This is a genomic window from Alkaliphilus oremlandii OhILAs, from assembly GCF_000018325.1.
Taxonomy (GTDB): domain Bacteria; phylum Bacillota; class Clostridia; order Peptostreptococcales; family Natronincolaceae; genus Alkaliphilus_B; species Alkaliphilus_B oremlandii.
The window spans coordinates 577,821-590,329 of record NC_009922.1 but is presented as its reverse complement, the minus strand read 5'-3'; the positions used below and the strand labels follow the sequence as shown (position 1 = coordinate 590,329).

Below are 12,509 nucleotides of genomic sequence, written 5' to 3'. Positions count from 1 at the left end.
TCCCGTAGCAATTTCAATTTTTATTCTTCAACCTTCATTGGATAATTTCCATTAAAGCATGCCGTACAGAAATTCTCTGCATTGATTCCTGTGGATGCTAACAATCCTTCTAAGCTAATATAACCCAGAGTATCCGCTCCTACCAGCTCCCTTATTTCCTCAATGGACTTTGTAGAACCTAAAAGCTCACTTCTCGTCGGTGTATCGATTCCAAAATAACAACTATAGGCAACTGGCGGAGAGCTGATTCTAAGGTGAACCTCCTTGGCTCCTGCTCTTTTCAATTCTGCCACGATTTTTTTACTGGTGGTTCCTCTTACAATAGAATCGTCCACCAATACAATTTTTTTTCCTTTAATATTTCTCGTCAAAGGACTTAGCTTTAATCTTAGAGCTCGCTCTCTTGATGGTTGATCCGGCTCGATAAAGGTTCTGCCCACATATCGGTTTTTAAATAATCCCTCTCCAAAGGGGAGCCCCAACTCTTCTGCATATCCTAAGGCAATGGGAATGGAAGAGTCTGGCACGGCTACCACCATATCTGCATCGATGGGATGTTCCTTTGCCAACACCTTTCCTGCATTCTTCCTTGCCTCATAAACATTGGCACCATCTAAGATACTATCCGGTCTTGCAAAGTAAACGTATTCAAATACACAGGAAGCTCTTTTTACTCTTTTACTGTAATAAGTAGAGCGAATTCCTTCTTTGTTAACTGTAATAATTTCACCTGGCGCTACATCTCGAACTAAGGTAGCACCGATAGCATCCAAGGCACAGCTTTCTGAAGCCAACACATATCCGCCTTCTTCCAGCTCGCCTAAGCATAAAGGTCTTAAACCATATGGATCTCTGATTCCTACCAGTTCACTTTCAGTCATAATTACTAGGGAATAGGCACCCTGAATTAAGTCCATTGTTCTTTCTATTCCAATTAAAAGTGATTCCTTACTGTATTTAGCTAAGAGCTTAATGATTACTTCACTATCGATGGCACTTTCAAATCGATATCCTTCAGCTTTCAAAATATGCTTTAATTCCTGCCCATTTACTAAACTTCCATTATGGGCTAAGGCTATACTTTTGTTCTCAGTTTTTACAACGAATGGTTGTGCATTTGCTGCTGATTTTCCTCCCGATGTCCCGTATCGCACATGACCCATAGATATATGCCCCTCTAGCTGCTCCAATATTTCATCATCAAAGATTTCTGCTACAAGGCCATTTTTCTTATAATGATAGCTTCGGTTTCCATCATTACTTGCAATACCAGCACTCTCCTGCCCCCTATGCTGAAGTGCATAAAGACCATAAAATAAAGATGCCGCTGCATTTGTTTCATTCCATTGAAACATCCCTATAACGCCACACTCTTCTTTTAATTTATCCTGATATCCCTCATTAAAAACTGGAATACACTTCTCCATGCCGCATTCATCTCCTCTATATACTAAATCTAGTAAGAGTTTTTAGTAGTTTTCCCATCCAATTTCCTCAAGTCGCTTTGCTTTTTCTATAACAGTCCTATTTAAATGCTCTTTATAATCTATCAACTTTCCTTTTACCTCTTCATCTAAAAGAGAAATTATCTGTGCTGCCAATAGTCCTGCGTTTCCGCCCCCATTAATTGCTACAGTTGCCACAGGAACACCTAAAGGCATCTGTACGATGGAATACAATGAATCCACACCACCTAAGGCTTTACTTTGAATCGGGACGCCGATTACGGGTAGATGGGTGATGGCCGCCACCATCCCTGGTAGATGGGCTGCACCGCCTGCCCCTGCAATCACAACCTGAATCCCTCGCTCTGCTGCATTTTTTGCAAAATCAAATAATCTTTCTGGCGTACGATGTGCAGATACAATGGTACATTCGTAGGTTATTCCAAAATCCGATAATAATTTTGCAGCCTCTTTCATAATCGGTAAATCTGAATCGCTTCCCATAATAATACTGACCACTGGAGACTTCATTGCTAATACCTCCTAATATCCTGTGATTTTAAGAACCTTTTTTACTTTTTCTGCTTTATCCATTAACGCCTCTGGATTATGTCCAAGTAATGTAACGTGACCCATTTTCCTAAGAGGCTTCGTATATTCTTTCCCATAAAAATGAACGTAAGTATCATCATACTGCAATACCTCTGTCAATCCTTCGATCATGGCCCTTCCCTCTTTTTCCTCGCCAAGAAGGTTCATCATCAAGCTCGGCTTGATTAAATACGGTGTAGCGAGAGGATATTCTAAAATTGCCATTAAATGCTGCTGGAACTGAGATATATTGCACCCCTCCATGGTATAATGTCCTGAGTTATGTACCCTTGGTGCGATCTCATTGACAAGAACATTACCTTCTGGGTCTACAAACATTTCAATACAAAAAACACCGGTTCCCTCTAACTCCTCCATTACTTCAAGTGCCAATTTTTCTGCCTTCTGTAAAACACTGGCTTCCACCCTAGCTGGTACGATGGTGGTTCTCAATATGTTCTCCTCATGAATGTTTTCTCCTATTGGAAACAGTCGGATCTCTCCATAGGCACCTCTGGCCGCAATCACAGAGATTTCATGAGTGAATGTAATATATTTCTCTATCATCAGCTCATTGGTAGAACCACCTAAAAGCTGATATGCTTTTTCTATTTCATCTACGGTTCTTATGACCTTATTGCCTTTGCCATCGTAGCCACCGTAGCAGCTTTTTAAAATGGCGGGCAATCCTTCTCTACGAATATAATTTTCAATGTCCACCACTGTCGTTATCTTTTCAAATTCCGTTGTTGCAATGCCTTTCTCTAATAAAAAAGTTTTCTGTCTGTATTTATTTTGAATCATTTTCAATGTAGTCGGTGCCGGCTGTATGGAATGACCTTTTTCTACCAATGCCATCAGTATATCTGCATGAATATGCTCAACTTCATAAGTCAGCACATGGCAGCATGCTGCCAATTTTTCTATCTTTTCTGAGTCGTAATACCCGCCAAGGATCTGCTCATCTGCTATGGATGCTGCTGGACAATTTTCATCGGGATCTAGGACAATAAATTGTATGCCCAGTTTTTTCCCTTCCAATATGATCATCTTACCTAACTGACCGCCGCCAATAATTCCTATTTTCACAGTATTTGGACTATTTTTGATTTTTTTATCCAAAGCCATATCCATAGCCTCCTTCAACCTATTTTTAGTTTTTTTAAAGCAGCTAAGAAAAACTTCTTAGCTGCTTCCATTTTTTAGTGAGGCAATATTGTAAATCTTAAAATGAACAATAATGCCAGTACATACACTGTAGGATGAACCTCTTTTGCTTTACCAGTTGATATCTTCATAATCGGATAGAAGATTAATCCTGCTGCAATTCCATTCGCAATGCTATAGGTAAATGGCATAATTGCAATTGTGAAAAATGCTGGTAGCGCCTCTTCAAAGTCATCAAAATTCACTTGTTTTACTGCACCCATCATCAATACACCAACGATAATTAATGCCGGTGCAGTGGCTTGTGCTGGCACGATTCCAGCCAATGGTGCTAAAAATACTGAAAATAGGAATAGCATTCCCGCTGTAACCGCTGTAAGTCCAGTTTTTCCACCTGCTGCAACACCTGCTGCGGACTCAACGAATGTTGTAACCGTAGATGTACCTAAAACAGCACCTGCAGAAGTTGCCACAGCATCTGCTAATAAAGCCTTATCCATATTTGGAAGATCTCCATTTTGGTCTAACATTCCTGCTTTTGTCGCTGTACCGATTAATGTTCCAATGGTATCGAACATATCTACTAGGGCAAAAGAGATAATTACTGTTGCTACACTTGCAATGGCCCCTATAAAACTTGCTTCACCAAGCTTTAATAATCCAGCAAAGTCCATTTGCATAAATGTAGGGCTTAAGTCAAAGCTAAAAGACGCATTGATACTTGTGTTTGTAACACCCATTGGAATACCAATCAAGGTTGTTGCAATAATACCAATTAAGATGGAGCCTTTCACGTTTTTCACCATTAAAATACCTGTGATTACTAGACCGATTACCGCTAAAATAACAGGTGCATTGTCAAAACGGCTAAAAGCTAAAAATGTGTTTGGATCGGCTATAATAATTCCTGAATTTGTAAATCCTAGCAAAGCGATAAACAAACCAATACCACCGCTGATTGCATGCTTTAAAGATGTAGGAATTGCCTTTATAATAGCTTCTCTTGCTCCAGTTATAGTTAATACGATAAATAAAATACCTGAAATAAGAATTGCAGCTAAAGCTTGCTGCCATGTATACCCTAATCCCATAACAACGCCATAGGTGAAGAAAGCGTTCAATCCCATTCCTGGCGCTTGTGCAAAAGGAATGTTTGCATAGAATCCCATGATTAAAGTTCCAATTGCTGCTGATAAACATGTTGCTAAGAATACTGCATTGTAATCCATTCCTGCTTTCGATAGAATGTCTGGATTTACAAATAAAATATAAGCCATCGTAATATAAGTAGTAATACCAGCAATAACTTCAGTTTTTACGTCTGTTTTCTTTTCAGACAGTCTAAAATACTTATCTACCGTTGATAATTGAGTGTTTTCTTTACTCATTTTTGACTCCTCCTTAAGATGAATAAATAATAATAATTCCCATAAATAAAGCCCAAGCAGATAGGTTACAAAAAGAATGAAACCTACCCGCCCAGGCTTTTATCCTATCGGTGTAGCATATATCCTATGCCTGTACCACTTGGACCAGCACAAATGCCATCATTCGTCGGAACCCTAGGTACACTTTCATTCATAGTCGAATAATTTACGGTTATTCGGTAGAGACTGCTAATCCATATTATTAGCATTATATAAATTTAAAATCCATATTCACTTAGACTTAATTTCTTCTGTCCCATTTCTTAAGCACATCTTTATAATATCAGAGATAGATTCTCAGGTCAATAGTTTTTCGAACAATTTTATATTAATTATAATTTAAATATGTTAATAACCGAACTTTATTTAATTTTATTTTATTTATTATTCGGTTTTATTCCCACTCTACTGTTGCTGGTGGCTTCGTTGTTATATCATATACAACTCTATTGACACCTTCTACTTCATTTACAATCCGTTTGGACATTGTGTTTAACACGTCATGAGGGATTTTAGACCAATCTGCAGTCATGGCATCGGTACTTGAAATTGCACGAATTGCAATGGTGTGGACATAGGTTCTCTCACCATTGATTACCCCTACACTTTTAATGTTGGGAAGGATCGCAAAGTATTGCCATATTTCGCCGTCTAGTTTTGCATTTTTTATTTCTTCACGAACAATAGCATCAGCTTCTCTTACAATGTTCACCTTTTCATCTGTGATTTCACCCAATACTCTTACGCCAAGTCCTGGTCCTGGGAAAGGTTGTCTCCACACAAGTTCATGCGCTAATCCTAATTCTTCTCCAGTCATTCTTACTTCATCTTTATAAAGACTTCTAAGGGGCTCTAGTAATTGAAAGTCAACATCTTCAGGCAATCCACCTACATTATGATGGCTTTTTACATTGGCATTACCGTCTTTTCCACTTTCAATAACATCGGAATAGATTGTTCCTTGAACTAAAAAGTCAAATTGTCCAAGCTTCTTAGACTCTTCTTCGAATACTCGAATAAACTGCTCTCCAATAATTTTTCTCTTCTGTTCTGGATCTTCCACGCCTGCTAGCTGTCCAAAGAAACGCTCCTTCGCATTAACACGGATAAAGTTCATTTTAAATTGGTTCTTGAATAAATCTTCTACCCAATCCCCTTCGTTTTTTCTCATTAATCCATGGTCAACGAAAATACAGGTTAATTGGTCTCCAATTGCTTTGTGCACCAATACTGCAGAAACAGTGGAATCTACACCACCAGATAATGCACAAATGGCCTTTTTGTTACCAACCTTTTCTCTAATTTCACTAATTTGTTGTTCAATATAAGTTTGAATATTTTTTCCATCTCTCATACGTATCGTCCTTTCTTATTCGCTTATGCTATAGTTTGGTGCTTCTTTTGTAATGATAATATCATGTGGATGGCTTTCTCTTAAGCCTGCTCCTGTAATTCGGATAAACTTCCCATTTTCCTGTAGATCTTTTGTAGTTGCTGTTCCACAATATCCCATACTGGCTCTCAAACCGCCAATTAATTGGTAGATCGTCTCCTTCACATACCCTTTGTATGGAACCTTTCCTTCAACACCTTCTGGTACAAGTTTCTTGCTGTCATGTTGGAAATATCTATCCTTGCTTCCTTTTTCCATAGATGCAATGGATCCCATCCCTCTGTAGCTTTTAAAGCTTCTACCGTTAAAAATAATCGTTTCTCCTGGACTTTCTTCTGTTCCAGCAAATAAAGATCCGATCATAATCACACTTGCGCCAGCAGCAATTGCCTTTGGAATATCTCCAGAATACTTGATCCCACCATCTGCAATTACTGGAATACCGTATTCTTTTGCAACCTTTGCACAATCATACACTGCTGTAATTTGAGGTACGCCGATTCCTGCAACAATTCTAGTTGTACATATGGAACCTGGTCCAATCCCTACTTTTACAGCATCCACACCAGCCTCGATGAGCTCTCTCGTTGCCTCTCCTGTTGCAACATTCCCTGCAATCACTTGAAGTTCAGGATATTTCTCTTTTACTTTTTTTATCGTTTCAATTACACCTTTAGAATGTCCATGTGCTGTATCAATAACGACAACGTCTACCTTTGCCTTGTATAAAGCCTCTACTCTCTCCATAATATCAGAAGAAACGCCAACAGCAGCACCTGCTAATAGTCTTCCGTTACTATCCTTTGCAGAGTTTGGATATTGAATCGCTTTTTCGATATCTTTAATTGTAATCAAACCCTTTAGCATTCCTTTATCATCCACAATTGGAAGTTTTTCTATTTTGTGGGCCATCAATATCTTTTGTGCCTCATCCATTGAAATGCCTTCTCTTGCAGTAACTAGGTTGTCCTTTGTCATTGCTTCACTTATTTTTTTCTTATAATTTGTCTCAAATCGGATATCTCTATTGGTAATAATCCCCACAAGCTTACCTTTTTCCGCAATCGGCACTCCAGAAATTCGATATCTCGCCATTACTGCTAATGCATCCTCTACGATATGATCGGGTGATAAAAAGAAAGGATCCACAATAACACCGTGTTCACTTCGTTTAACCTTGTCCACCTCTAGAGCTTGCTCTTCGATGGTCATATTTTTATGAATAATTCCAATACCACCTTCCCGAGCTAAGGAAATGGCCATCTTCGATTCTGTTACTGTATCCATCCCTGCACTCATCAATGGAATGTTTAATTTGATTTTCTTTGTTAATTGGGTTGAAACATCTACTTGATGAGGTAATACCTCAGACTTTGCTGGAATTAATAGAACGTCGTCAAATGTTATGCCTTCTTTTACAATTTTATCTTCCATCGTAATCCTCCTTCATATTCCTATCTTATTAAAAGTCATCCCCATAAAATTAAAAAACCGCATAATAATTCCCTCTATCCATACATTCTTAGAGTGAAATTACTATACGGTCCGATAGCGCCGATAACCAACGAATTATATCGGAATCCATACTAGAAGCAGAACTATCCCTTCTAATATAGACCATCCATGCTATATTCTATCCTTATCTTTGCTTTCATTTTTAATATAATAATTCCACTCATAGTCGAATGATTCTCGGTCATTCGGTAGATACTTCCGAACCATATTATCGGTATTATATGAGTGATATTCGTTTTTAAATATAACTTTTTCTTTAGTTCATATAAAATTATCAAATTTCGACGAAATTGTCAAGTAAAATTCTTTTCATTTCTTTTTTGTAATATTTCATTATTTTGCTTTAAGCTTTTTAATAACTTTATTGGCGATTTTATCAAAATTTTCATTGGTATATTCAAAGACCTTTCCCTGGTCCGATAACTCGGCAAATTCTTGTTCGATTGGAATACTTCCTAGGAAATCAACCCCAAGCTCTTTTGCCACCTCTTCAGTTTTCCCTTTTCCAAATAAATAATACGGTTCAGAGCAGGATGGTGGCTGAACATAGCTCATGTTCTCCACTAACCCCAGAACTGGCACATTCATTTTTTCTGCCATATGAATTCCTTTATTTACAATCATGGATACAAGGCCCTGTGGCGATGTCACCATGACAATCCCGTCAATAGGAAGAGATTGCATGGCTGTTAATGCTACGTCACCTGTTCCTGGTGGAAAGTCGATCAAGAGATAGTCCAATTCTCCCCAAACAACATCTGTCCAAAATTGTTTCATCACGCCGCTGACTACGGGACCTCTCCAGATAACTGGTTCTGTTTCCTCCGAAAGTAATAAATTCATGGACATTACCTTTACGCCATCTTCAGCTACTGTAGGCAGTAATCCCTCTTCAGATTGCCTTGCTTGTCCTTTTAATCCAAATAATCTAGGAATGCTGGGTCCAGTAATATCGCCATCTAAAATTCCTACAGCATATCCTTTCTTAGCTAATGTAGCAGCTAGCAACGATGTTACAGAAGACTTACCCACACCTCCTTTGCCGCTCATAATGCCGATTACCTTCTCTATAGAACTCCATTGATTTTCTTTTTCTAAGACAATACAGCTTTTAGAACTACAACCACCCTCTACATTATGTTGGCATCCGTCACATTTGTTACTCATCCTTTGTTCCTCCTTCATAATTATAAAATTTATCCTTCAACCTCAATGAGGCTATAACTGATAATTAATAAAAATACTAAAATTCCATTTTCAATAAAGTATTTTATTACATAATTTCTTCATACTATAATAAAGTTTCTCTATTTTACAATTTTAAATACATTCCCTAGAATAATTTTTGTTTTTTTACAAATAATTATATTGAATCATCAATTTAAAATAATCTTTAATAAAGGAGTGTTTTTTATGTCTGAAGAGCACAATAACAATAATAATAGTCGTGTTAAACAAGCGGATGGCTGGGGAAGTTTGATACTAAGAGTTATTCTTTCTGCAATCGTATTGTCAATCGCAGCTTTCTTTACGCCAGGTTTTACAATCAACGGAATCTGGGCTGTATTGCTGGCAGCAGCAGTTATTTCAATCGTTGATTATCTGATTCAAAGATTTACGCCATTACATGCTTCACCGTTCGGCAGAGGCTTTACAGGTTTTATCGTATCAGCAATTGTACTTTATGCAACTCAATTTCTAGTACCAAATATGGGTGTTACTATGTGGGGTGCTCTTATTGGTGCATTAGTAATTGGTATCATTGATATGATTATTCCTGGACAAACGTTTTAAAATATTTTTCAAGTCCTACATAAATTGACCATGCGATTTTTTGCTGGTATTGTGGGTCATTTAATTTTCGCTCTTCCTCAGGGTTAGACAAAAATCCACACTCTATGAGTACTGTGGGTATGTCTAACCCTTTTATGATATAAACTGTATCGTTTTCTAATGGAACCCTCTTATTGTCAGGATCTACGATGTTCATAAACTCTTGTTGAATGATGTTGGCCAATTTCATTCCTTCTTCATTATTCTTGGGGTAAAAGGTTTGCGCACCATAGTATTTGGATTCTTGAAAGCTATTGGCGTGAATAGAAATAAACACATCTGGTTTCATATCCAACACGATTTTCTTTCTATTGGTTAGGTCAATGGTTTTCATCTTTCGATTACTACCATCCTCTGTATATAAATCCTCATCCTTTTCCCTGGTCATAATGACAACAAAATCATTTTGCTCTAAATATGCCTTTAAATATAAAGAGATGTCTAAGTTGATATCTTTCTCATTTTTTCTTCCATTGGACCCTAGTTTACCGGGATCAAATCCACCGTGCCCAGGATCTATAACGATGACTTTATCCGTAGTAGAAACCCCCATACTTACTTCTATGATTTTATAATAATTTAATAGTAAAATTAATACTGTGATGGCAATCACAGCGATACAGATTCGAATAAGCCAATATTTACGGATTACCAATATTTTCAATTTTCCTCATTCCCTTCCCTTTGCCTTGTCATTTATTTATTATATGAAAGGTATAGTTTGTTTCACCACATTAATTTTGTAGACATCTTTCATCTACTGTTTCGACATAATCATCGGTAAAGTGATTATTTCCTGGGAAATTTTCATTTTTTCATCAATTAAGGCTGTATTCAGCAGGAGTTTGATCAATTATTTATATTTATATTTATATTTTATGACAAATAAAGGCCTAGATGCAGATGATCTAGGCCTTTATCTTTATTTGATTTTATATCATTTTCTTAAGCTTTCTAAAATTTAACTTATTAGAAATTAAGAGTGTTATGGAGCAGCTCTAGCTCCATAATTCTAGTATTCTTTATTCATTATTCCAATTGAATCCAGATACTTACAGATTAAAATTTGCATTTTTCATATGATAGTCTCTGCTGCTCATACTACAAATGGGACATCTTTTAATTCCCAATTTTTTATCCTTTACTAGTTTTACCGACATCGAACAATAGGGGCACCAGTGATACCCCTTTGGCACTGTAACGCCTTGTGGCGGCTTCGGAGCCTTTACTTTCTTTGGACCTTCTCCATCCCAAAGTAAAGCTTTTGTATTTTTAGGCGCCTTGTATTCGTCTTCTTTGAATAAGGAAAGCTGATTATCATCCATGGAGAATCTCCTTTTTGAAAGTACGCAGAATAATAAACACCCTGCAAATATGGTATTTGCAGGGTAATTGTATTGTATAAATTATCTCTTTGAGAATTGTGGTGAACGTCTTGCTGCTTTTAAACCGTATTTCTTTCTTTCTTTCATTCTAGCATCTCTAGTTAAGAAACCTGCTCTTTTAAGAGTTCCTCTTAATTCTTCGTCAGATTTTGTTAACGCTCTAGAAATTCCGTGTCTTAAAGCACCTGCTTGACCTGTGTATCCGCCACCAGCTACTGTTGCGATTACATCAAATCTGCTTAGTGTGTCTGTAATTGTTAGAGGCATTCTAACGTCTCTTTTTAATGTTTCATATTTGAAATATTCTTCGATATCTCTATTGTTTATTTTAATATTTCCTTCACCAGGAACTAGTCTTACTCTAGCAATAGATTGTTTTCTTCTACCTGTTCCATAATATGCTACTCTTGCCATCCTAAAATCCTCCTTTCGAATTTCCTATAAAAGCTCTAACGCTTCTGGTTGTTGTGCTTCGTGCTTGTGGTTAGGTCCTGCATATACCTTTAATTTTGTAAGCATTTGTCTTCCTAATCTAGTCTTTGGAAGCATACCTTTTACTGCGTTGTAAACTAAGCTTTCAGGCTTTTCTGCAAGAAGTCTTCTAAAAGAAACTTGTCTTAATCCACCTGGATGTCCTGTATGATAAGTATAGAATGATTGATCTAATTTCTTACCTGTTAAAGCCACCTTCTCTGCGTTAACAACGATTACAAAATCACCTGTATCTACATGCGGTGTAAATTCTGGTTTGTTTTTTCCTCTTAAAATAGTAGCAATTTCTGATGAAAGTCTTCCTAATGTTTTACCTTCAGCATCTACAACATACCATTTTCTTTCTACTTCATTTGGTTTTGCCATATATGATTTCATCGTTTTCCCTCCTTGTACATCATTAATCAAAAAAAAATTTGCTAAATCACGTTCTATATATGTGTCAGATCCGGGGCATCGAATCGTGGTTACATACTCTTATATATTTTAATACAATGTGCCTAGTGTGTCAAGGGATAAAATACTTTATCTAAAAATAATCCTTGTGGCGGTGCTGTATGACCTGCAAGGCTTCGGTCCTTCGTTTTAAGGATCTTTTCTATCTGTTCTAAGGGCTTATTTCCTGCACCAATTTGTACCAAGGTTCCCGTAATAATTCGGACCATATTATATAAAAAACCATCGCCTTCTATAATCATATATATATTCTCGCCATCGCTCTTAAATTCTAAACTTTTTATGGTTCTAACCGTGTCTTCAACACTGCTGCCGTTGGACATAAATCCTCTAAAATCATGGGTTCCTATTAAAAGCTTACTTGCTTCCATCATTTTGCTGCGATCTAATTTATAATTGATATGGTAGCTGTAGTTTCTTAAAATAGCGCTTCGATATCGACTTTCATAAATATGGTAGATATATCTTTTTCCAATGGCGCTGTACCTCGCATGGAAATCCATAGGCACCTCTTTGGCATCTATAATGGTAATATCCTTCGGTAGATTGCTGTTCATAGCTAAAGGGAGCCGCTCTACAGGAATATTTCTTTCCATAAGAAAGGTCGCCACTTGGCCATAAGCATGGACGCCTGCGTCGGTTCTACCGGACCCATGAATCACCACATCTTTTCCTTCTAGCTTTTTTAAAGCCTTCATGATCTCTTCTTGTATGGTTATTGCATTGGGTTGAACCTGCCATCCGCTGTAATTGCTTCCATCATATTCTATTTCAATCATTATATTTCTCATTGAATCATCCCCAA

Annotated in this window: 12 protein-coding genes, 1 pseudogene and 2 riboswitches; of the genes and pseudogenes, 1 reads left to right on the top strand and 12 read right to left on the bottom strand. The window is 37.2% G+C overall.

The features are described from left to right. Positions 1-20 precede the first annotated feature (20 nt). From purF to CLOS_RS02755, 7 genes and pseudogenes are all read right to left on the bottom strand, one after another. Positions 21-1,427: an amidophosphoribosyltransferase gene (purF, locus tag CLOS_RS02785; protein ID WP_012158414.1), complete on the bottom strand. Its 1,407-nt coding sequence runs from the start codon at positions 1,425-1,427 to the stop codon at positions 21-23. A 42-nt stretch (positions 1,428-1,469) separates the two neighbouring features. After that, complete coding sequence (gene purE, locus CLOS_RS02780; RefSeq protein ID WP_012158413.1) at positions 1,470-1,976, bottom strand: 5-(carboxyamino)imidazole ribonucleotide mutase; 507 nt, start codon at positions 1,974-1,976, stop codon at positions 1,470-1,472. 12 nt (positions 1,977-1,988) lie between these two features. Further along, on the bottom strand, positions 1,989-3,164 hold the full coding sequence (locus CLOS_RS02775) for a 5-(carboxyamino)imidazole ribonucleotide synthase (RefSeq protein ID WP_012158412.1): 1,176 nt from the start codon (positions 3,162-3,164) through the stop codon (positions 1,989-1,991). Between the two features lie 74 nt (positions 3,165-3,238). Next, positions 3,239-4,591 carry an NCS2 family permease gene (locus CLOS_RS02770; RefSeq protein WP_012158411.1) on the bottom strand — a complete coding sequence of 451 codons (1,353 nt, stop codon included), beginning with the start codon at positions 4,589-4,591 and terminating at the stop codon, positions 3,239-3,241. A gap of 173 nt (positions 4,592-4,764) precedes the next feature. Next, a riboswitch (purine riboswitch) is annotated at positions 4,765-4,866 on the bottom strand. A 158-nt stretch (positions 4,867-5,024) separates the two neighbouring features. Beyond that, a pseudogene (gene guaA / locus CLOS_RS02765) lies at positions 5,025-5,960 on the bottom strand (glutamine-hydrolyzing GMP synthase); the annotation flags it as partial. Positions 5,961-5,999: 39 nt separating this feature from the next. After that, positions 6,000-7,457, bottom strand: coding sequence for an IMP dehydrogenase (guaB, locus tag CLOS_RS02760; protein ID WP_012158409.1), 1,458 nt, complete (start codon positions 7,455-7,457; stop codon positions 6,000-6,002). Between the two features lie 224 nt (positions 7,458-7,681). Next, positions 7,682-7,783: riboswitch (purine riboswitch) on the bottom strand. Between the two features lie 88 nt (positions 7,784-7,871). Beyond that, complete coding sequence (locus tag CLOS_RS02755; protein ID WP_012158408.1) at positions 7,872-8,705, bottom strand: Mrp/NBP35 family ATP-binding protein; 834 nt, start codon at positions 8,703-8,705, stop codon at positions 7,872-7,874. Between the two features lie 246 nt (positions 8,706-8,951). Here CLOS_RS02755 and CLOS_RS02750 point away from each other — a divergent pair, with 246 nt between their 5' ends. Continuing rightward, positions 8,952-9,332 (top strand): phage holin family protein, encoded by a 381-nt coding sequence (locus CLOS_RS02750; RefSeq protein WP_012158407.1) that lies wholly within the window; start codon positions 8,952-8,954, stop codon positions 9,330-9,332. On the opposite strand, the gene cwlD is transcribed toward CLOS_RS02750, so the two are convergent. The 5 genes from cwlD to truA form a co-directional block, all read right to left on the bottom strand. Continuing rightward, positions 9,310-10,035: an N-acetylmuramoyl-L-alanine amidase CwlD gene (cwlD, locus tag CLOS_RS02745; protein ID WP_041718922.1), complete on the bottom strand. Its 726-nt coding sequence runs from the start codon at positions 10,033-10,035 to the stop codon at positions 9,310-9,312. The genes CLOS_RS02750 and cwlD overlap by 23 nt on opposite strands. Positions 10,036-10,423: 388 nt before the next feature. Next, positions 10,424-10,696: a hypothetical protein gene (locus CLOS_RS02740; protein ID WP_012158405.1), complete on the bottom strand. Its 273-nt coding sequence runs from the start codon at positions 10,694-10,696 to the stop codon at positions 10,424-10,426. A gap of 81 nt (positions 10,697-10,777) precedes the next feature. Next, entirely contained in the window at positions 10,778-11,170 is a 393-nt protein-coding gene (gene rpsI, locus CLOS_RS02735; protein ID WP_012158404.1) for a 30S ribosomal protein S9, read from the bottom strand. A 24-nt stretch (positions 11,171-11,194) separates the two neighbouring features. Further along, entirely contained in the window at positions 11,195-11,626 is a 432-nt protein-coding gene (gene rplM / locus CLOS_RS02730; protein WP_012158403.1) for a 50S ribosomal protein L13, read from the bottom strand. Between the two features lie 122 nt (positions 11,627-11,748). After that, positions 11,749-12,495, bottom strand: a complete 747-nt coding sequence (gene truA, locus CLOS_RS02725) for a tRNA pseudouridine(38-40) synthase TruA (RefSeq protein ID WP_012158402.1) — start codon at positions 12,493-12,495, stop codon at positions 11,749-11,751. Between the last annotated feature and the right edge of the window lie 14 nt (positions 12,496-12,509).